At 62.5% G+C, this 20,456-nt stretch carries 21 protein-coding genes; 8 read left to right on the top strand and 13 right to left on the bottom strand.

Annotated elements, in window-relative coordinates; translation table 11 throughout:
- Nucleotides 1-49: 49 nt before the first annotated feature.
- Nucleotides 50-502, top strand: coding sequence for a GNAT family N-acetyltransferase (locus tag LOY22_RS02135; protein WP_258596032.1), 453 nt, complete (start codon nucleotides 50-52; stop codon nucleotides 500-502).
- Nucleotides 503-582: 80 nt separating this feature from the next.
- Here the strand turns inward: LOY22_RS02135 and LOY22_RS02130 are convergent, their stop codons facing one another.
- From LOY22_RS02130 to tkt, 9 genes are all read right to left on the bottom strand, one after another.
- Nucleotides 583-879, bottom strand: coding sequence for a helix-turn-helix domain-containing protein (locus LOY22_RS02130; protein ID WP_093376863.1), 297 nt, complete (start codon nucleotides 877-879; stop codon nucleotides 583-585).
- A 17-nt stretch (nucleotides 880-896) separates the two neighbouring features.
- Nucleotides 897-1,397 carry a YgjP-like metallopeptidase domain-containing protein gene (locus LOY22_RS02125; RefSeq protein ID WP_045193804.1) on the bottom strand — a complete coding sequence of 167 codons (501 nt, stop codon included), beginning with the start codon at nucleotides 1,395-1,397 and terminating at the stop codon, nucleotides 897-899.
- A gap of 39 nt (nucleotides 1,398-1,436) precedes the next feature.
- The gene (locus tag LOY22_RS02120) at nucleotides 1,437-3,557 is read right to left on the bottom strand and encodes a bifunctional diguanylate cyclase/phosphodiesterase (protein ID WP_213602647.1); all 2,121 of its coding nucleotides are present in this window, start codon (nucleotides 3,555-3,557) and stop codon (nucleotides 1,437-1,439) included.
- A gap of 213 nt (nucleotides 3,558-3,770) precedes the next feature.
- Nucleotides 3,771-4,835: a class II fructose-bisphosphate aldolase gene (fba, locus tag LOY22_RS02115; RefSeq protein ID WP_043863595.1), complete on the bottom strand. Its 1,065-nt coding sequence runs from the start codon at nucleotides 4,833-4,835 to the stop codon at nucleotides 3,771-3,773.
- 95 nt (nucleotides 4,836-4,930) lie between these two features.
- Complete coding sequence (locus LOY22_RS02110) at nucleotides 4,931-5,257, bottom strand: MliC family protein (protein ID WP_045193810.1); 327 nt, start codon at nucleotides 5,255-5,257, stop codon at nucleotides 4,931-4,933.
- Nucleotides 5,258-5,308: 51 nt separating this feature from the next.
- Entirely contained in the window at nucleotides 5,309-5,527 is a 219-nt protein-coding gene (locus tag LOY22_RS02105; RefSeq protein ID WP_045193812.1) for a hypothetical protein, read from the bottom strand.
- Nucleotides 5,528-5,558: 31 nt separating this feature from the next.
- Nucleotides 5,559-6,722: a phosphoglycerate kinase gene (locus LOY22_RS02100; protein WP_045193813.1), complete on the bottom strand. Its 1,164-nt coding sequence runs from the start codon at nucleotides 6,720-6,722 to the stop codon at nucleotides 5,559-5,561.
- Nucleotides 6,723-6,734: 12 nt separating this feature from the next.
- Nucleotides 6,735-7,802 carry an erythrose-4-phosphate dehydrogenase gene (gene epd / locus LOY22_RS02095; RefSeq protein WP_093376873.1) on the bottom strand — a complete coding sequence of 356 codons (1,068 nt, stop codon included), beginning with the start codon at nucleotides 7,800-7,802 and terminating at the stop codon, nucleotides 6,735-6,737.
- A 103-nt stretch (nucleotides 7,803-7,905) separates the two neighbouring features.
- The gene (tkt, locus tag LOY22_RS02090; RefSeq protein ID WP_093376877.1) at nucleotides 7,906-9,903 is read right to left on the bottom strand and encodes a transketolase; all 1,998 of its coding nucleotides are present in this window, start codon (nucleotides 9,901-9,903) and stop codon (nucleotides 7,906-7,908) included.
- Nucleotides 9,904-10,162: 259 nt separating this feature from the next.
- Here tkt and LOY22_RS02085 point away from each other — a divergent pair, with 259 nt between their 5' ends.
- The 4 genes from LOY22_RS02085 (at nucleotide 10,163) to LOY22_RS02070 (ending at nucleotide 14,665) form a co-directional block, all read left to right on the top strand.
- Nucleotides 10,163-11,164: a metalloregulator ArsR/SmtB family transcription factor gene (locus LOY22_RS02085; RefSeq protein WP_045193817.1), complete on the top strand. Its 1,002-nt coding sequence runs from the start codon at nucleotides 10,163-10,165 to the stop codon at nucleotides 11,162-11,164.
- Nucleotides 11,165-11,176: 12 nt separating this feature from the next.
- Nucleotides 11,177-12,367, top strand: a complete 1,191-nt coding sequence (gene metK, locus LOY22_RS02080) for a methionine adenosyltransferase (protein ID WP_038997515.1) — start codon at nucleotides 11,177-11,179, stop codon at nucleotides 12,365-12,367.
- 163 nt (nucleotides 12,368-12,530) lie between these two features.
- Nucleotides 12,531-14,210 carry an NAD-dependent DNA ligase LigB gene (gene ligB / locus LOY22_RS02075; protein ID WP_258596028.1) on the top strand — a complete coding sequence of 560 codons (1,680 nt, stop codon included), beginning with the start codon at nucleotides 12,531-12,533 and terminating at the stop codon, nucleotides 14,208-14,210.
- Nucleotides 14,211-14,269: 59 nt separating this feature from the next.
- On the top strand, nucleotides 14,270-14,665 hold the full coding sequence (locus LOY22_RS02070) for a DUF1090 domain-containing protein (protein ID WP_045193820.1): 396 nt from the start codon (nucleotides 14,270-14,272) through the stop codon (nucleotides 14,663-14,665).
- A gap of 46 nt (nucleotides 14,666-14,711) precedes the next feature.
- Here the strand turns inward: LOY22_RS02070 and LOY22_RS02065 are convergent, their stop codons facing one another.
- Nucleotides 14,712-15,158 (bottom strand): cytochrome c, encoded by a 447-nt coding sequence (locus LOY22_RS02065; RefSeq protein WP_258596027.1) that lies wholly within the window; start codon nucleotides 15,156-15,158, stop codon nucleotides 14,712-14,714.
- Between the two features lie 130 nt (nucleotides 15,159-15,288).
- Between LOY22_RS02065 and LOY22_RS02060 the strand changes: the two genes are divergently transcribed.
- On the top strand, nucleotides 15,289-16,440 hold the full coding sequence (locus tag LOY22_RS02060; protein WP_045193821.1) for a murein transglycosylase A: 1,152 nt from the start codon (nucleotides 15,289-15,291) through the stop codon (nucleotides 16,438-16,440).
- Between the two features lie 6 nt (nucleotides 16,441-16,446).
- On the opposite strand, the gene LOY22_RS02055 is transcribed toward LOY22_RS02060, so the two are convergent.
- Nucleotides 16,447-16,833, bottom strand: a complete 387-nt coding sequence (locus LOY22_RS02055; protein WP_093376890.1) for an MAPEG family protein — start codon at nucleotides 16,831-16,833, stop codon at nucleotides 16,447-16,449.
- Nucleotides 16,834-16,858: 25 nt separating this feature from the next.
- The gene (locus tag LOY22_RS02050; protein WP_045193824.1) at nucleotides 16,859-17,692 is read right to left on the bottom strand and encodes an EamA family transporter; all 834 of its coding nucleotides are present in this window, start codon (nucleotides 17,690-17,692) and stop codon (nucleotides 16,859-16,861) included.
- Nucleotides 17,693-17,892: 200 nt separating this feature from the next.
- On the opposite strand from LOY22_RS02050, the gene LOY22_RS02045 reads away from it, so the two are divergent.
- Nucleotides 17,893-19,128 (top strand): sodium:proton antiporter, encoded by a 1,236-nt coding sequence (locus LOY22_RS02045; protein ID WP_045193825.1) that lies wholly within the window; start codon nucleotides 17,893-17,895, stop codon nucleotides 19,126-19,128.
- A 66-nt stretch (nucleotides 19,129-19,194) separates the two neighbouring features.
- Here the strand turns inward: LOY22_RS02045 and LOY22_RS02040 are convergent, their stop codons facing one another.
- Entirely contained in the window at nucleotides 19,195-19,593 is a 399-nt protein-coding gene (locus tag LOY22_RS02040; RefSeq protein WP_010221517.1) for an acyl-CoA thioesterase, read from the bottom strand.
- Between the two features lie 336 nt (nucleotides 19,594-19,929).
- Here LOY22_RS02040 and LOY22_RS02035 point away from each other — a divergent pair, with 336 nt between their 5' ends.
- The gene (locus LOY22_RS02035; RefSeq protein WP_123564896.1) at nucleotides 19,930-20,436 is read left to right on the top strand and encodes an inclusion body family protein; all 507 of its coding nucleotides are present in this window, start codon (nucleotides 19,930-19,932) and stop codon (nucleotides 20,434-20,436) included.
- Nucleotides 20,437-20,456: the final 20 nt, after the last annotated feature.

Genomic DNA, 20,456 nt, shown 5'->3' with positions numbered 1-20,456 from the left:
GCCGCGCAGTCTGCCATGATCAGGGCTATCAACCGCTTGAGAGACGCCCATGGCCATCGACTGGATCTGCAAACACCACAGTGACATTGGCAAGGAACAACTCTATGCCATTCTGCGACTGCGTACCGAAGTGTTCGTGGTCGAACAGAAATGTGCCTACCAGGAAGTCGATGGCCAGGACCTGGAAGGCGACACCTACCACCTGATGGCCTGGGAAGGTGACCAGTTGCTGGCGTACCTGCGTTTGCTCGATCCACAGTCCCAGGGCGGTGACGTGGTCATAGGCCGGGTGCTGATCGCCCCCGAGGCACGTGGTCGTGGACTCGGCCATGAACTGATGGAGCATGGACTCAAGTACGCAGAGCATTACTGGCCTGAAGTGCCGGTGTACCTGTCAGCCCAGGCGCACTTGCAGGGCTACTATGCACGCCATGGTTTCAAGGTGGCGGGAGAGGAGTATCTGGAAGACGATATCCCACACATTGGTATGCGGCGGGACTAGCAGCATCGCCGGTCAAGTCGGGTCGCCGCACCGCCGCTCCCACAATTATGTAAGAGCGGGATTGACCCGCGATGGGGCCTTCAGGGATAGCCCAGCACTTCACGGATACCGCGCAAATGCTGGGTGATCCACTGCTTGTCGATCGCCCCCCAGTCGCGAATCCGGTAGTGCCCGGCATGATTGCGCGCCCCTGCCTGCTGCTCGAACTCACAGACGATGTCCAGGTCGGCCAGGGCGGCAATGGTGTCCTGGGCGGTGCGCCGCGGCATGCCGGTGGCTTCCATCAAGGCCGGGACGGTGCTGGCAGTCTGGCTGTCGATCAGCCAGGCGACATACAGCCGGCGGTAGAAACTGCTCTTGGTCTTGCTCACTTCCATTGGCAAATCCTCAGGGCCTACAGGCTGGCGGGCAGCTCGCGGTAGGTCAGGTAAACGCGCAGGTCGAATTCCAGTTGATGGTAGCCCGGCTGCATATATTCACAGAGCTGGTAGAACGCCTTGTTGTGATCGGACTCTTTCAGGTGCGCCAGTTCGTGCACCACGATCATCTTAAGAAACTGCGGCGCCGCCTCCTTGAACAACGAAGCGATGCGGATTTCCTTCTTGGCCTTGAGCTTGCCGCCCTGCACCCGCGACACCGCCGTGTGCAGGCCGAGCGCGCGGTGGGTGAGGTCAAGGCGGTTGTCGAACAGCACCTTGTCGAGGTTCGGCGCGTTGCGCAGGTGCTCCTGCTTGAGCGCCTGGGCATAGCTGTACAGCGCCTTGTCGCTTTGTACCGCGTGCCGGTCCGGGTAGCGCTGCTGCAAGTAGTCGCCCAGGCGATTGCTGGCAATCAACTGGCGAACCTGGTCTTGCAGGGCGGGTGGATAGGCTTGCAGGTACTTGAGCACGGTCATGGGCAAAACGGCTGACGGTAAAGGCGCCAGTGTACCCAACTACAGCTGCTGCCAGGCAAAAAAGCCCGGAAACGCCCCGGCATCACTGGCCGTCATCGGTCGCGCCACCAAAAAGCCCTGCACATATTCGCAGCCGTTGGCCTGCAGCCAGTGCGCCTGCTCGAGGGTTTCGACACCTTCGGCGATCACGCTGATTGCATACTGGCGACACAGGTCGATGACGCAACGCACCAGCGCCGCGTCCGCTTGCGAGCCGGGCAAGCGTGCGACCAGGTGGCGGTCGAGTTTAAGCGTGTCGATTGGCAGGTCGCGCAGCAGCCGCAGCGAACAATCGCCCGCACCAAAATCGTCGAGGGCGATGCGCACGCCCAGCTCGCGCAACTTGTGTAACTGTTTCAAAGCCACGTCGTTATTGACCATCAACGACGTCTCGGCCACCTCGACCTCCAGCTGCGCCGGATCAAGGCCCTGGATGGCGATCACCCGGCCCAGTTCCTCGGCCAGGTTGGGCATGGCGAACTGCACGCGGCTGAGGCTAATGCCCAGCACCAGTGTCGGCTCGAAGCATTCCTGCCAGTCACGCCGCTGCGCCGCGCCCTGGGCGTATATCCAGCTGGCCAGGCGCGAAATCAGCCGCGCCTCTTCCAGCAAGGGCAGGAACAACCCCGGCGGCACGTCGCCGACACTGGGGTGCTGCCAACGCAGCAGCGCCTCGAAGCCGCGTAGACGGCCGTCGGCAAATGCCACCTGCGGCTGGTAGACCAGGCTGAAATCCTTGTGCTCGATGGCGCTGCGCACCGAGTCTTCGAGCATCAGCCGCGAGCGCGCCCGGCCATTGAGGTCCTGGTCGTAGTAGCGATACTGCTGGCGCCCGGCCTGCTTGGCCGCATACATCGCAGCGTCGGCCGCGCGCAGCAGGCCGTCGAGGTTGGCGCCGCAATCGGGGTAGGTGGCAATGCCGATGCTCACGCCGAGGGTCACTTCCATGCCCTCTATCTGCTGGCAGATCGACATGCGCTCGATCACCCCCTCGGCGAAACGCGCCGCCTGCTCAGGGTATTCCAGGGCATCGAACAAGGCGGTGAACTCATCGCCGCCCATGCGCGCCAGGATCGCATTGGCGCCCAGGCAATCCTTGAGCTGCTCGGCGACCCAATGCAGCACCCGGTCGCCGGCCTCATGGCCGAGAAAATCATTGATACGTTTGAAACCGTCCAGGTCCAGGTACATCAGCGCCTGGGTCTTGTCGCTGCGCTCATTACGCACCAGGGCGCTTTCAGCGGCCTGGTAGAAGCCACGGCGGTTGAGCAGCCCGGTCAAGGGGTCGGTAACCGCCTGAAACTCCAGTTGCTGGTGCAGGTGGCGCACCACCGACATGTCCAGCACCGTCACCACCATGGCGCGCTGGCCGTCGGTCAATGGCGAGCACGACAGCGCTACCGGCACCGGCTGGCCGCCGGCGGTACGCAGCAGGGCATCGTGGATACGGAAGATCTGCCGCTCCAGGTAGGCCTGGTAGAACGCCGATTCGGCCCACAAGGTCATCCCCGGCGACTGCACGAAATCTAGCAGGTTGGCACCTTGCAGCAGCTCGACCGGGGCTTGGAGCAATTGCGAAATGGCCGGGTTGGCAAAGCTGATCTCACCCTTTTCGCCCACCACCAGGATGCCTTCGGCGGCATTGTTGAGCACCGAGGCGTTGAACGCCCGCGCCGCTTCCAGGTCGCGGCTCAAGCGCTGCAGCGAGCGCCGGTTGCGCTGCTGCTCGAGCAGGGCCTGAACCTTGGGCTTGAGGATTTGCGGATCGAAGGGTTTGAACAGGTAATCCACCGCACCACTGGCATAGCCCTTGAGCACAGCGGCCTGGGACTGTTCGTTGGCGGTGAGGAAGATGATCGGCGTCAACCGCGTACGCTGGCTACCGCGCATCAGGCGGGCAACCTCGAAACCGTCCATGCCCGGCATCTGCACATCGAGCAGCACCAGGTCCACTTCATGTTCGAGCAGCGCGCTCAGGGCTTCCGTCCCCGAGCTCGCGGTGAGTACTTGCCAGTCCTGGCGGGCCAGCAAGGCCCGCATGCTGATCAGGTTTTCCGGATAATCGTCAACGACCAGCAGTACTGAGCCGCTATCGTGTGACTGAGGTTGCGCGCAATCCATGCTGCTTCTCTTAAGGCACCAATGCCGGGCTTCGGCTGAAATCTGTGCGTAACTCTAGACCCGGCTGCCATAAATCTGAAGTCAGCACATTGCCATCATGGTCGGAATGGCCTGTTAGCCGACTAACGGTCTGTCTGGCCGGGCCATGCGCATTGCCTTCCTGGCGCGCAGGCACAAAAAAGCCCGCATCGCTGCGGGCTTTTCTGTTCAGGCTTAGTTGACCTTGGCGGCCAGCTCACCTTTGGCGTAGCGCTGGAACATCGCTTCGAGGGAGATCGGCTTGATCTTCGAGGCGTTACCAGCAGTGCCGAAGGCTTCGTAACGGGCGATGCAGACGTCGCGCATGGCCTTGACGGTTTCGCCGAAGAACTTGCGTGGGTCGAATTCGCTCGGGTTGGTGGCCATCAAGCGACGCATGGCACCGGTGGACGCCAGGCGCAGGTCGGTGTCGATGTTGACCTTGCGCACGCCGTACTTGATGCCTTCGACGATTTCTTCAACCGGCACGCCGTAGGTTTCCTTGATGTCGCCGCCGTACTGGTTGATGATCGCCAGCCACTCTTGCGGTACCGAGGACGAACCGTGCATCACCAGGTGGGTGTTGGGGATGCGCTTGTGGATTTCCTTGATGCGGTCGATCGCCAGCACGTCGCCAGTAGGCGGCTTGGTGAACTTGTAAGCACCGTGGCTGGTACCGATGGCGATGGCCAGGGCATCGACCTGAGTGCGTTTGACGAAGTCGGCAGCTTCTTCCGGATCGGTCAGCATCTGGCTGTGATCCAGTACGCCTTCGGCGCCGATACCGTCTTCTTCACCGGCCATGCCGGTTTCCAGCGAACCCAGGCAGCCCAGCTCGCCTTCAACCGAAACGCCGCAGGCGTGAGCCATGGCAACGGTTTGCTGGGTAACACGGACGTTGTAGTCGTAGTCAGTCGGGGTCTTGCCGTCTTCGCCCAGCGAGCCGTCCATCATCACCGAGCTGAAGCCCAGCTGGATCGAGCGCTGGCAGACGTCAGGGCTGGTGCCGTGGTCCTGGTGCATGCACACCGGGATGTGCGGGAATTCTTCGATCGCAGCCAGGATCAGGTGGCGCAGGAACGGCGCGCCGGCGTATTTGCGGGCACCGGCCGAGGCCTGGACAATCACCGGGGAGTCGGTCTTGTCGGCGGCTTCCATGATGGCGCGCATCTGCTCGAGGTTGTTGACGTTGAAAGCTGGAACGCCGTAGCCGAATTCAGCGGCGTGGTCCAGCATCTGGCGCATGCTAATGAGTGCCATTGTGTATCTCTCTCCCGACAAGCGTCGTTTTTCGTGCAAGCCTGCCGCAGCGGCGGTTGCTATTCAAGTAGTGTGGGCCTTCGAGGCCCGGCCAGTCACGGCGCCTTGCAGCCCCGCCCTATCAAATCGTTGGTGGCGACCCAGTACACCAGGCCTTCGTCACCCTTGCTGTGGAACGCCAGCACTCCATCGCTGTACAACGCACCCGAGCCACTGGGCTCCGGCTTGAGCCGGTAGACCTGGTCGCCGCCACCCAGGCGTACGTCCACCTCCTGCTGGCTGCTGTCGGCAAAGCGCCAGAGCACTTCAACCTGGCTGTCGCAGACCCAGCGGGTCCAGTTGTCGGCCGGTGCCGGCGCAGGCTTGAGGCTTGCGCAACCACCGAGTACTGCCAGGGCCATCAAGGCCGCAACCGCTTTCATCCAATATCCTCTAGCAGACCACAAACCGGCCGGTAGGTTGCCGTGAACCGATCAAGGGCAACCCTGGGCCCGGCGCTGATGTTCGTCGTCGTATTTTTCCAGGCCATCCGGGCCCAGCCTTTTGTTGATCACCGGTGCCGTTTCAGCCTGCCATTCAGACTGATAGCAGCCGCCTTTCGGCGCGCCGGGCTTTGCCGGCGCCTGCTCCGGGTTACTGGAGCAAGCGCCGAGCAGACCGGCCAGGATAATCACAGGCAATTGCTTGACCATGCAGGTCGCTCCCTTTGCCAGGCCGAATGGATCAGGCCTTGGCTCGCTGTTCCAGCACTTCAACGGCCGGCAGCACTTTACCTTCGACGAACTCGAGGAAAGCACCGCCACCGGTAGAAATGTAGGAGATTTGCTCGGCAACGCCATATTTGTCGATGGCCGCCAGGGTATCGCCACCACCGGCAATGGAGAACGCCGCGCTCTCGGCGATGGCCTGGGCCAGGACCTTGGTGCCATTACCGAACTGGTCGAATTCAAACACGCCGACCGGGCCGTTCCAGAGGATGGTCTTCGACGACTTCAGCAGCTCGGCGAAGTTGGCCGCGGTTTGCGGGCCGATGTCGAGGATCATGTCGTCTTCGGCAACGTCGGCAACCAGTTTGACGGTCGCGGCGGCGCTTTCGGCGAATTCCTTGGCAACCACGACGTCCACTGGCAGCGGTACGTTGACCTTGGCAGCGATGGCCTTGGCGGTGTCGATCAGGTCAGGCTCGTACAGCGACTTGCCGACCGGGTGACCGGCCGCGGCCAGGAAGGTGTTGGCGATGCCGCCGCCGACGATCAGCAGGTCGCAGATCTGGCTCAGGCTGTTGAGCACGTCCAGCTTGGTCGACACCTTGGAGCCGGCAACGATCGCCGCCATCGGCTTGGCCGGGGCTTTCAGGGCCTTGCCCAGGGCATCCAGCTCGGCCGCCAGCAGCGGGCCGGCAGCAGCGACCTTGGCGAACTTGGCTACGCCGTGGGTCGAGCCTTCGGCGCGGTGAGCGGTACCGAAGGCGTCCATCACGAACACATCGCACAGGGCGGCGTACTTCTGCGCCAGCTCGTCGGCGTTCTTCTTCTCGCCCTTGTTGAAGCGCACGTTCTCGAACAGGACGATGTCACCGGCCTTGATTTCGACACCGTCGAGGTAGTCGGCAACCAGCGGCACGTCGCGGCCCAGGGCCTTGCTCAGGTACTCGGCGACCGGCTTGAGGCTGTTCTCGGCAGAGAACTCGCCTTCGCTCGGGCGGCCCAGGTGCGAGCAGACCATCACGGCCGCGCCCTTTTCCAGGGCCAGCTTGATGGTCGGCAGCGAAGCGAGGATGCGCGCATCGCTGGCAACCACACCGTCCTTCACAGGCACGTTGAGGTCTTCGCGGATCAGTACGCGCTTACCTTGCAGATCGAGGTCGGTCATCTTCAACACGGTCATGAATGCAGTCCTTCAGGGCTGTTTACAAGTGGAGCGGGTTTGATTGACGACGTGCAGAAAGTGATCGGCAACGTCGAGCATACGGTTGGCAAAACCCCATTCGTTGTCGAACCAGGCCAGCAGGTTGACCAGCCGGGGGCCGGAAACGCGGGTCTGGCTGGCATCGACAATCGCCGAATGCGGGTCATGGTTGAAATCACAACTGGCGTGCGGCAGTTCAGTGTAGGCCAGCAGCCCCTGCAGCGGGCCGCTCAGGGCGGCTTCGCGCAGCACCCGGTTGACCTCGGCCGCGGTGGTGTCGCGGGCGGTCTGCAGGGTGATGTCCAGGCACGACACATTGACGGTCGGCACGCGTACGGCTTTGGCCTGAATTCGCCCGGCAAGTTCCGGCAGCAGCCGTTCGATACCACGGGCAAGGCCCGTGGACACCGGGATCACCGACTGGAACGCCGAACGGGTACGGCGCAAGTCTTCGTGGTGATAGGCGTCGATGACCGGCTGGTCGTTCATCGCCGAGTGGATGGTGGTAATCGACACGTACTCCAGGCCAAAAGCCTGGTCCAGCACCCGCAACAGCGGCACGCCGCAGTTGGTGGTGCAGGAGGCGTTGGACACCAGCTTCTCGCTGCCGTCCAGGCAATCCTGGTTGATTCCGTAGACCACCGTGGCGTCGACATCCGCCTCGCTGGCCATGGGCTGGGAAAACAGCACCCGCGGCGCGCCGGCGTCGAGAAAACGCATGGCATCGGCGCGGGTGTTGTAGGCGCCGGAGCACTCCAGCACCAGGTCGACGCCCAGCGCCGCCCAGTCGATCCCTTCCGGGGTGGCACTGCGCAAGACTTTCACGCAGTCGCCATTGATATGCAGACAATCGCCGTCGACCTTCACCTCTCCGGGGAAACGCCCGTGGGTGGAGTCGAAGCGTGTCAGGTATTCGATACTGGCCTGGTCGGCCAGGTCGTTCAGCGCAACGATCTCGAAGCCCGCCTTCGCCCCCCGTTCAAAGAGTGCGCGCAAGACGCAACGACCAATACGGCCGTAGCCGTTGAGTGCAACTTTGTAAGGACGCGATTGGGGCATGGGATGCTCACGGAACAGAAGCGTTATCTGCAATCGCGGGGCAAGCCCGCTCCTACAGAACTGTAGGAGCGGGCTTGCCCCGCGATGATTCCAGCACTGTTGATCAGTCTTCCAGCAGCTCTTCAGCAGTACCCAGGATGTTTTCCAGGGTGAAACCGAACTCTTCGAACAGGGCCGATGCAGGTGCCGACTCGCCGTAGGTGGTCATGCCGATGACGCGGCCTTCGAGGCCGACGTACTTGTACCAGAAGTCGGCGTGGGCCGCTTCGATGGCGATCCGCGCGCCGACTTGCAGTGGCAGTACCGACTGCTTGTAGCCAGCATCCTGGGCATCGAACACGCTGGTCGACGGCATCGACACGACGCGGACCTTGCGGCCTTGCTCGGTCAGCTTGTCGAACGCCTGAACCGCCAGGCCGACTTCGGAACCGGTGGCGATCAGGATCAGCTCAGGCTCGCCGGCGCAGTCCTTGAGGACGTAGCCGCCGCGGCTGATGTTGGCGATCTGCCCGGCATCACGCTCTTGGTGCTGCAGGTTCTGACGCGAGAAGATCAGCGCCGACGGGCCGTCTTTACGCTCCAGGGCAAACTTCCAGGAGACCGCCGACTCGACGGCATCGGCTGGGCGCCAGGTGTCCAGGTTCGGGGTGCTGCGCAGGCTGGTCAGTTGCTCGATCGGCTGGTGGGTCGGGCCGTCTTCGCCAAGACCAATGGAGTCGTGGGTGTAGACGTGGATGACCCGCTGTTTCATCAGCGCCGACATGCGCACCGCGTTGCGGGCGTATTCCATGAACATCAGGAAGGTCGCGCCGTAAGGCACCAGGCCGCCGTGCAGGGCGACGCCGTTCATGATCGCGGTCATGCCGAACTCGCGCACGCCGTAGAACATGTAGTTGCCGCTGGCGTCTTCAGCGCTGACGCCTTTGCAGCCTTTCCACAGGGTCAGGTTGGAACCGGCCAGGTCAGCCGAGCCGCCGAGCAGTTCAGGCAGCAGCGGGCCGAAGGCGTTCAAGGCGTTCTGGCTGGCTTTACGGCTGGCGATGGTCTCGCCCTTGGCCGCGACTTCAGCGATGTAGGCTGCTGCTTTCTCGGCGAAATCGGCCGGCAGGTCACCGCTCAGGCGACGCACCAGTTCGTTGGCCAGCTCCGGGTGAGCGGCGGAGTAGGCAGCGAAACGCTGGTCCCATTCGGCTTCGACGGCCTTGCCGGCTTCCTTGGCATCCCACTCGGCGTAGATCTCAGCCGGGATTTCAAACGGGCCGTGGTTCCAGTTCAGCTCTTTGCGCGCCAGGGCGATTTCGTCGTTGCCCAGCGGAGCACCGTGGCAATCTTCCTTGCCCTGCTTGTTCGGCGAGCCGAAACCGATGATGGTCTTGCAGCAGATCAGGGTCGGCTGCTCGCTCTTGCGCGCGGTGTCGATGGCGGTGCGGATTTCGTCGGCGTCATGGCCGTCGACATTGCGGATCACCTGCCAGTTGTAGGCTTCGAAACGCTTAGGGGTGTCATCGGTGAACCAGCCTTCGACTTCGCCGTCGATGGAGATGCCGTTGTCGTCGTAGAAGGCGATCAGCTTGCCCAGGCCCAGGGTACCGGCCAGGGAAGCGACTTCGTGGGAAATACCTTCCATCATGCAACCGTCACCCAGGAACACATAGGTGTGGTGGTCGACGACGTTGTGGCCTGCGCGGTTGAACTGGCCAGCCAGGACTTTTTCCGCCAGGGCGAAACCGACGGCGTTGGCCAGGCCCTGGCCCAGCGGGCCAGTGGTGGTCTCGACGCCCGGGGTGTAACCGAACTCCGGGTGGCCCGGGGTACGGCTGTGCAGTTGACGGAAGCTTTTCAGGTCGTCGATCGACAGGTCGTAGCCAGTCAGGTGCAGCAGCGAGTAGATCAGCATCGAACCGTGGCCGTTGGACAGCACGAAGCGGTCGCGGTCGGCGAAGTTCGGGTTGGTCGGGTTGTGCTTCAGGTAGTCACGCCACAGAACCTCGGCGATATCCGCCATGCCCATAGGGGCACCGGGGTGGCCGCTGTTGGCCTTTTGCACGGCATCCATGCTGAGGGCACGAATGGCGTTGGCACGCTCACGACGGCTGGGCATCGCTTATCTCCTGGGTGTTGAATTAGTTACGAAACGAAAAAAGGCGGCCATTTTCGCCCAGGCACGTGTCCGGGGGCAATGACGGATGGTCGATGCAGCATGATTTTCCTGTGATTGAGCAAAGAATCAGGCGTTAACCCGGGCAAACAGCCGGATCGGTCGCTTGGCCTGCGACGAATTGCCCCGCTTATCGAGCAATATCAAAACTTTTTGATATTGGCCTTGCGAGGCAATCGTTGCCTGACTAGACTGCCGCTCCATGAACCTACCCGTGCCGTCGATCCGCCAAGAGCAAAGCGATGCGCTGGCTGCCCTGTGCAAAGCCGGCGGCGATCCGCTGCGCCTTAACGTATTGCGCGCCCTGGCCAGCGATTCGTTCGGCGTACTGGAACTGGCGCAGATCTTCGCCATTGGCCAGTCGGGCATGAGCCATCACCTCAAGGTCCTGGCCCAGGCAGGCCTGGTCGCGACCCGCCGCGAAGGCAATGCGATCTTTTACCGCCGCGCCCTGCCCGATGGCCTGAGCCTGGGCGGCAAGCTGCATGCGGCATTACTTGAAGAAGTCGACGGGCTGAGTCTGGCCGATGAGGTCCAGGCCCGTATCGCCCAGGTGCAACAACGCCGGGCTGCCACCAGCCAGGACTTTTTCCTGCGTGTCGAAGAGAAATTTCGCGCCCAGCAGGATTTGATTGCCGGCTTGCCGCAGTACCGCGAAAGCTTGCTGGCCCTGCTCGACAAGCTCAGTTTTGAAGCCGGCGCCGAGGCCCTTGAAGTGGGCCCCGGCGATGGCGAGTTTCTTCCCGAGCTGGCCCGGCGCTTTGCCCGGGTCACCGCCCTGGACAACAGCCCGACCATGCTCGACCTGGCCCGTAGGGTCTGCGAGCGTGAAGGTCTGGCTAATGTGAACCTGCAGTTGGCCGATGCACTCAGTGCAACGGATGTGGAAGCCGACTGCGTAGTGCTGAACATGGTCCTGCACCATTTCAGCGCCCCGGCCGAAGCCCTGCGGCAGCTGGCCAACCGCGTGAAACCAGGCGGAAGCCTGTTGGTAACAGAGTTGTGCAGCCACGACCAGAGCTGGGCCAGAGAGGCCTGTGGCGATATCTGGCTGGGCTTCGAGCAGGACGACCTGGCCCGTTGGGCCAGCGCTGCGGGACTGGCTCCCGGGGACAGCCTCTATGTGGGCTTACGTAATGGTTTCCAGATTCAGGTCCGCCACTTTCAGCGACCGGCTGGCGACATCACCATCGGTAAATTTTAGGAACCCGTCGAGATGAGCGAATACTCCCTTTTCACCTCCGAGTCCGTGTCTGAAGGGCATCCGGACAAAATCGCCGACCAGATTTCGGATGCGGTGCTGGACGCCATCATCACCCAGGACAAATTCGCCCGCGTGGCGTGCGAAACCCTGGTAAAAACCGGCGTCGCGATCATCGCTGGCGAAGTCACCACCTCGGCCTGGGTCGATCTGGAAGACATCGTTCGCAAAGTCATCGTCGATATTGGTTACAACAGCTCCGACGTTGGCTTCGACGGCGCGACCTGCGCGGTCATGAACATCATCGGCAAGCAATCGGTAGACATCGCCCAGGGCGTTGACCGCAGCAAGCCTGAAGACCAGGGCGCCGGCGACCAGGGCCTGATGTTCGGCTACGCCAGCAACGAAACCGACGTGCTGATGCCAGCACCGATCTGCTTCTCGCACCGTCTGGTCGAGCGCCAGGCCGAAGCGCGCAAGTCCGGCCTGCTGCCGTGGCTGCGCCCGGACGCCAAATCGCAGGTTACCTGCCGTTACGAAGGCGGCAAAGTAGTGGGTATCGACGCCGTGGTGCTGTCGACCCAGCACAACCCTGAAGTGTCGCAAAAAGACCTGCAGGAAGCGGTGATGGAGCTGATCGTCAAGCACACCCTGCCGGCCGAACTGCTGCACAAGGACACCCAGTTCCACATCAACCCGACCGGCCAGTTCATCATCGGTGGCCCGGTAGGCGACTGCGGCCTGACCGGTCGCAAGATCATCGTCGACAGCTACGGCGGCATGGCCCGTCACGGCGGTGGCGCGTTCTCCGGCAAGGACCCGTCCAAGGTTGACCGCTCCGCCGCCTACGCCGGGCGCTACGTGGCCAAGAATATCGTCGCCGCCGGCCTCGCCGAGCGTTGCGAGATCCAGGTTTCCTACGCCATTGGTGTCGCTCAGCCGACGTCGATCTCGCTGAACACCTTCGGCACCGGCAAGATCTCCGACGACAAGATCGTCCAGCTGGTGCGCGAGTGCTTCGACCTGCGTCCGTACGCGATCACCACCATGCTCGACCTGCTGCACCCGATGTACCAGGAAACCGCTGCCTACGGTCACTTCGGCCGTATCCCGCAGCAGAAGACTGTCGGCGACGACACCTTCACCACCTTCACCTGGGAACGCACCGACCGCGTCGACGCCCTGCGCGCTGCTGCCGGTCTGTAAGGGCTGAAGCTACAAGCTGCAAGTTGCAAGCGAAGCCCCGGCCGGGTGACTGGTCGGGGCTTTTTCATTGGTCAAGACACATGACCTGACATGTTGAACACCTTCAAGGCGCTCAATCTTTCCTAGGCTTGGTATTCCACCCCGCCGAGCAAGGATGCTCGCCATGCAGCACACGCCCCTGCTGTCCCTTCTGCTCTTCTTCTGGCTGCTTCCGGCACACGCGCAGACTTGCCCCGACTGGCCGTCTGTTCAGGCCCGGGCTGAAATCCGCCAGCTCCAGCAGACGCTTGCCGACTGGGACGATCACTATCACCGTCAGGGTGTCTCGCTGGTCGCTGACGAACTCTATGACCAGAGCCGCACACGCCTGGGCCATCTGCAAAGCTGCTTCCCGACGCCAGCCAGGCCGCAGGACAGCCCGTTGAAAACCGCTGTCGGCCCCTTGCGCCACCCGATTGCCCATACCGGCCTTGGCAAGCTGGCCGACGATGCGGCGGTCAAAGCCTGGATGCACGGCAAGCAAGAGCTGTGGATTCAGCCCAAGGTCGATGGCGTGGCCGCTACCCTGGTTTATCGCGACGGCAAGCTGGTGCAACTGATCAGCCGCGGCGACGGCGTCCATGGCCACGACTGGAGCCGGCACATCCCGGCCCTGGGCACACTCAACCAGCAGTTGCCCGAGCCACTCGACCTGGTGCTCCAGGGCGAACTGTTCTGGCGCCTGGACGGCCACGTACAGGCCAATGCCGGCAGCCTCAACGCCCGCGGCAATGTCGCCGGCCTGCTGGCGCGCAAACGTATCAGTGCCGAACAGGGCGCGGTGGTCGGCTTGTTTGTCTGGGCCTGGCCACTGGGGCCGGCCGATCAGCGCGAACGACTCAAAGGCTTGAGCGCGTTGGGTTTTGAGCATAGCGAGCGTTACAGCGAGCCCTTGAGCAGCTTCGCCGAGGCTGCCCGCTGGCGCGAACACTGGTACCGCAGCCCGCTGCCCTTCGCCAGCGACGGCGTGGTGCTGCGCCAGGGCCAGCGCCCACACGGCAGTCGCTGGCAAGCGCGCGACCCGTACTGGGCAACCGCGTGGAAATACCCCTTTGCCCAGGCGCTGGCACAAGTCCGGGGCGTACACTTCAACATCGGCCGTACCGGGCGTATCACCCCGGTGCTGAAGATCGAGCCGGTGCAACTGGATGACCGGCAGATCCGCCAGGTCAGCCTCGGCTCCTTCCAACGCTGGCAGCAGCTGGACATCCGCCCCGGCGACCAGGTGGCCATCAGCCTCGCCGGGCTGACCATTCCACGCCTGGATGAGGTGGTGCACCGAAGTGTTCAACGCATGGACATCGCAACCCCTGACCCTGCCCACTACCACTCGCTAAGTTGCTGGCAACCCGGCGATGGCTGCCGTAGCCAATTCGTCGCCCGCCTCAATTGGCTCAGCTCCAAGCAAGGCCTGAACATGCCCCGTTTGGGCCCAGGCACCTGGGAAAAACTCATCGACAGTGGCCATGTGCAAGGCCTGGGCGACTGGCTCGACCTGCAGGATGAAGACTTGCAATCGGTGCCAGAGCTTGGCGAACGCAGCCGCCAGCAGTTACTGCAAGCCTTCGACCAGGCCCGCCAGCAACCCTTTGTTCGCTGGCTCAGTGCCCTCGGCGTTCCAGCCGCGACGCCGTTGGCAGCGGACACCACCTGGGCAGACCTGCGCCAGCGCGATGCCGGGCAATGGCTGGCCGAGCCGGGTGTTGGCCCAGGCCGCAGCGCGCAATTGCTGGCATTTTTCCGCTCACCGCAGGTGCAGATAGTGGCCGAACAATTGCGCAGACACACAATCGAGGGTTTCTAATTTCGCCGGATCAGGGCAGCATCATGGATTCTGCCAAGCCCGCGACAACGGAGCCCCTAATGAAACTGCTTTCCCCGCTTGCCCTGTTCACCGTCTGTTCACTCCTGGCCACGCCCCTGCTGGCTGCCGAACAACAGCCAGGCCTGACCGGTTGCGCAGCCAAGAAGCAAGCCATCAGCGAACAGATCGAACAGGCTCGCGCCCATGGCAACAGCAATCAGCAAGCCGGCCTGGAAAAAGCCCTCAGCGAAGTGACCGAGCATTGCACCGATGCCAGCCTGCGCAAAGAGCGCGAACAGAAAGTCCTCGATGCCCGTCACGAAGTGAACCAGCGCACCAAGGACCTGGACAAGGCCATGAAAAAAGGTGACGCCGAGAAGATCAACAAGCGCAAGGACAAGCTGGCAGAGTCCAAGCAGGAGCTGCAAGACGCTCTGAAAGAGCTGGAGAAGTAACTGACAGCGTTATTGTCGGAGCGGATTTATCCGCTCCCACAGCCACTCAGTGATTTCGAAACTCGGTATGACAGGCTTTGCACGCCGCCTCGACCTTGTCCATCGGCTCAGCCAGGTCAGCCGCCTTGAGCGGCTGGGTGCGGGTCACCGCGACCAGTTCGGCGGTACTGGCCTCCATCTGCCGAGCCAGGTCCTGGAAGCGTGCCTGCTTCTCCCAGACATCGGCGCGGGCGCTGGTATCATCCTCTTCGCGAACCTGTGGAAAGTGCTTCCAGGGCTCGCGGGACAGGTTGTCGAGCTTGACCGCGCCATCGGCGAACTTCTGCCCATCGAAGGCCAGGCGCCCACGCAGCATGCCGCCGAGGTCTTCACTGGTCTTGAGCATTTGCTTGAAGATCGTCTTGCGCTGGCCCAGTGGCGAGTTGGGATCGACCCCGCCACAGGCACTCAGGGTCAAACACGCCAGCAGTACAACAGAAAGTCGCTTGAGCATCTTGATCACTTCGGCTCACGGAAAAAGGCGGCCAGTATCCTCGCCTCACCGGCAAAGACCAATACCCTTATTAAAACTACGGTTTGCGAAAACGGCTGCAAGCCACGCCAACCGTCGAGGAACCCCGTTGATGAAACTTCCTTTGCGCCACCTCGGCTGGACCCTGTCGGTGCTGGCCCTGCTGGCCGGCTGCAACGGCAGCGCGCCGGAAAAACCCAAGCCACACCCGCTGGCTACCTACGTCGGCGCCACCTGGGAAGACCTGCCACAGGTCAGCGACAGCGACCTGGTCGCCGGTTTCGAGTCCTGGCGCAGTGCCTGCGAGCGGCTCAAGCGTGATGCGATCTGGGCCAACACCTGCAGCGCAGCGGCAGCCATTGCTGCCAGCCCGGCTGAAGTACGCAGCTTTCTTCAGGCGCAGCTGGACGTCTACAGCATGCGTTCGGCCGAGAACAACGCCAACGGCTTGATCACTGGTTACTACGAGCCGGTCTACCCCGGTAGCCTGACCCAGACCGACAGCGCCACTGTGCCGGTCTATGGCGTACCGGACGACATGATCGTGGTGGCGCTGGACAGCGTCTATCCCGAACTCAAGGGCAAGCGTCTGCGTGGCCGCCTCGAAGGCCGGGTACTCAAACCCTACGACACCGCAGAAACCATCAATGCCCAGGGCGCCAAGGCACCGGTACTGGCCTGGCTGACCGACCCGATGGACCTGCAGTTCCTGCAGATCCAGGGTTCTGGCCGCATCCAGCTGGAAGACGGCCGCCAACTGCGCATCGGCTATGCCGACCAGAATGGCCACCCCTATCGCCCGATCGGCCGCTGGCTGGTGGAACAAGGGCAATTGAAGAAAGAAGAAGTGACCATGGGCAGCATCCATGCCTGGGCCCAGAGCAATCCGGCGCGGGTTCCGGAACTGCTGGCGAGCAACCCCAGCTACGTGTTCTTCAGCACCCGCCCGGACAGCAACGAAGGCCCGCGCGGCTCGCTCAATGTGCCATTGACCGCCGGCTACAGCGTGGCCATCGACCGCAAGGTGATTCCGCTGGGCAGCCTGCTGTGGCTCTCGACCACGCGCCCTGATGGCGCGCCGGTGGTGCGTCCGGTGGCCGCCCAGGATACCGGCGGGGCGATCACCGGCGAAGTGCGCGCCGACCTGTTCTGGGGCACTGGCACTGAAGCCGGCAAACTGGCCGGCGACATGAAGCAGCAAGGCCAGATCTGGCTGCTGTGGCCCAAGGGCGCAGCCTTGCCGGCCGTGCCCCAGGTGCCGTGACGCGGCTCAGATCGAGACGAAGAAGAACGACGCGATCAGGCCCAGGCCGACGAACCACACCAGCGAACGCAGGGCGGCCCAGTCGGCCAGGTAGCAGATGATGTAGAGCAGGCGGCTGGTGATGTACAGCACCGCCAGCACGTCCTGGGTCACCTGCTCGGCGTTGCCGACGATGTCGGCGATGATCACTGCCGCGGCGAACGCCGGGAAAGCTTCGAAGCTGTTCAATTGCGCCGCGTGGGCCCTGCGCGGCAAGCCTTCGAGTTTGTCGAGGAAAGCCCGCGGGTCGTGGTTCTGGCGCAGGTTGAAGCGCCCGCTGGCAACCTTGGCGATGCTGGTACAGACAATGGGCAAAAACAACGCAATCAGTACACACCAGAAGGCAACAGTCATGGCCAAGTCCTTGTCAGTAGAATTATCAGAGTTTCATGATCAGCATGCCGATCAGCACCAGGGCACAGGCTAAGAGCCTCGGCCCGCCAAAAGGTTCTTTGAGGTAGCGCATGCCGAACAGCACCACCAGAATCACGCTGACCTCGCGCAGCGCCGCCGCCTCGGCCACCGACCCCAGTTGCATGGCCCAGAGCACCAGGGCATAGCTGAACAACACGCAAAAACCCACCGCCAGGCCCAAGCGCCACTGCAGCCGCCAGAACAGCATGAACGGCGCGCGCCGGGCCACCCCTGCCAGCAGCGGAAACGGCCAGGCACTGATCAGCGTCAGCCATACAAGATAGTCCAGCGGCTGCGACCACAGGCGGATCGCCTGGCCGTCGAGCCAGGTGTAGCAACCGATGCACAGGCCGATCAAGGCCACCACCGGCAGCATCGACCAGGGCAGCCGGTCACCGCCGCCGCCCTGCCAGAGCAGGCAGGCCATGCCACAGGGAATGAGCAGGATGCCGATGATCTGCTGGCTGCTCAGGGCTTCGCCGGCAAAGGTCAGGGTCAGCGCCAGCACCACCAGCGGCGACAGGCCGCGCATCAACGGATAGACCAGCCCCAGGTCACCGACCCGATAGGCCTGTATCAGCAGGAACCGGTAGAAGAGTTCAAACACTGCCGAGGCCAGCATCCACGGCCAGACCTCGGCCGGCGGCACCTGGACGAACGCGACCATGGCGAGGGCAAATACCAGCGCCACCACGTCCATGCTGGCAATCACCAGCAGGCGTTCGCCGCTGAATTTGATCAGGGTGTTCCAGGTCGCGTGCAGCAGCGCCGCGACCAATACCAATGAGGTGGCTAACACGCAATGGTCCTTGGCAAGGCAGGTGAGGTCATCAATGGCCAGGCGCTATATAACCACTTCAGCACAGGCGGCTGGAAACGAAATCGAAAGAACGCGGTCAACGAAACCAGTCAAAAGTGTGTCCCGAAGCCCTCGGCAGGTCATCAAAGAAATGCCCGAGGCTATCGGGTGTCGACTTGGAAGCCACTACAGGACCTAGGATGCTTGAGCTCGTTGCTGCGTTTATCTGTTTGACCACCCTCCTCACCTATGTAAATTACCGTTTCATCGGCCTGCCCCCAACCATCGGCGTGATGGTCACCGCCTTGCTGTTCTCGCTGCTGCTGCAAGGCTTGAGCGTGATCGGCTACCCCGGCCTGGAAGAGCGCGTGCAGGGTTTGATGAACCAGATCGACTTCAACGATCTGCTGATGCACTGGATGCTGTCGTTCCTGCTGTTCGCCGGCGCCTTGCACGTAAACCTTGCCGACCTGCGCAGCTACCGCTGGCCGATCGGGCTGCTGGCGACCGTCGGCGTGCTGATCGCCACCGTGGTCATCGGCTTTCTCGCCCACTGGATTTTCGCCCTGTTCGGCTGGCATGTGAGCCTGCTCTACTGCCTGCTGTTCGGTGCCTTGATCTCGCCGACCGACCCGATCGCGGTTCTCGGCGCACTGCGTACCGCCAATGCCTCCAAGCCACTGAAGACCACCATCGTTGGCGAGTCGCTGTTCAACGACGGCACTGCAGTCGTGGTGTTCACCGTATTGCTGGGCATCGCCCAGCTTGGCGAAACACCGACGGTGGCCGACACCGCGATCCTGTTCGCCCGCGAAGCCATTGGCGGCATTCTGTTCGGCGGCCTGGTGGGCTACATCACCTACCGCATGATCAAAAGCATCGAGCAGTACCAGGTCGAGGTCATGCTGACCCTGGCACTGGTGATCGGCGGTTCGGCCATGGCCTATGAGCTGCACGTTTCGGCGCCGATCGCCATGGTCGTGGCCGGCCTGATCATCGGCAACCTGGGCCGCAACCTGGCAATGAACGACATGACCCGCCGCTACCTGGACGGTTTCTGGGAACTGATCGACGACATGCTCAACGCCCTGCTGTTCGCCCTGATCGGCCTGGAGCTGTTGCTGCTGCCATTCTCGTGGATGCACCTGGCGGCGGCCGGCGTGCTGGCGGTGGCGATCCTGCTGTCGCGCCTGCTGACCGTGGCACCGGCCATCCTGATGCTGCGCCGTTGGCGCACCGTTCCGCGCGGTACCGTGCGGGTGCTGACCTGGGGTGGCCTGCGTGGCGGTGTGTCGGTGGCCCTGGCGCTGTCGCTGCCATCGGGCACCGAGCGTGATCTGCTGCTGAGCATCACCTACATCGTGGTGCTGTCGTCGATCCTGCTGCAGGGCCTGACGATCGGCCGGGTGGTGCGCGGGGTTACCGAGCAGCCTTGAGACCGCTATCGCTGGCAAGCCTGCTCCCACAGGGATATATGGGAGCCGGCTTGCCGGCGGCGCCTATCACTCCACCGCGGTATCGAACTGATCCTTGATGTACTTGATCTCAGTGCGCCCGTGCGGCGCCGGCAAGCCGTCTTCACCGAGGTTGACGAAGACCATGCGGTCGACGGTGAGGATGCTCTTGCGGGTGATCTTGTTGCGCACTTCGCACTTGAGGGTGATCGAGGTGCGGCCGAATTCGGTGGCGGTGATGCCCAGTTCGATGATGTCGCCCTGGCGCGAAGCGCTGACGAAGTTGATCTCCGAGATGTACTTGGTCACCACGCGCTGGTTGCCCAGCTGGACGATCGCATAGATCGCCGCCTCTTCGTCGATCCAGCGCAGCAGGCTGCCGCCGAACAGGGTGCCGTTGGGGTTGAGGTCTTCGGGTTTTACCCATTTGCGGGTGTGGAAATTCATCGTTACTCCTGACCTTGGCCTCTGAAAAACAAGCACCGAAGGGCAATCTCAGCCCTTGGGCTCTTGCGTTACATGGTAGTCCCATTCCGGGGGATTCGACCATTACGACCATTGGTCAGTAGCCAGCAAAATTCCGCTCGGCACGCTTTGACAGCCCAATCGATGCGGCTAGCCTGAGCATGTGATCCGCAGATCACTCCAGGTAGTCGGACCACCGGAACTTGGCATACGGCGCGGCAGCACCGGCATCGCAGGAAGCGAAGCTCCGGGCAGTGCCAGTGGAGAGCATCCGAGGCTCACCATTGACCTACTCGTACAGTGAAAAGGAATCCACTCATGTCCAGAGTTATCGACGTCAGCATCAACTTCGACACCGAAACCATCCTCAAGAAATTCCCCAATCCGAGCAAAGACCCGAACAAGCCCACGTTCATCCCGCCAGAACACATCTACATGGTCACCTACCAGGACAACGTCATCTCTGGCCAGGCCGGCGGCGAGTTGCACCTCAAGGGTCGCGTAGGTGATGTCGTGCGCTGGCGTGAACAGAGCATTTCCTTTGGCTTCGAGCAGTCGGTGATCCTCTATGGGTTCGTTTGCGACGACCCCAATCACCAACTGCTGGAAGACCCTCGGGCACTGAAGGCCAAAGTGCAATCGGCCGTGCCCAATGCCAACAACAAAACCGTGCCGACCTGCCAGATCAACGACAACTACTACTGGCGTGGCGACTTGCTTGCGCAAGGCAAGGTCACCTACCACTTCAAGTTCATGATCGTCGATCGTGATTGCAAGTGCTGCGGCTACTTCGAATGGGATCCGTTCATCACCATCACCAACTGATCCAGGGCAAGCGCCGCCGG

This window comes from Pseudomonas sp. B21-035 (assembly GCF_024748945.1).
In the GTDB taxonomy this organism is placed as follows: domain Bacteria; phylum Pseudomonadota; class Gammaproteobacteria; order Pseudomonadales; family Pseudomonadaceae; genus Aquipseudomonas.
This window is presented reverse-complemented; position numbering and strand designations above follow the sequence as displayed.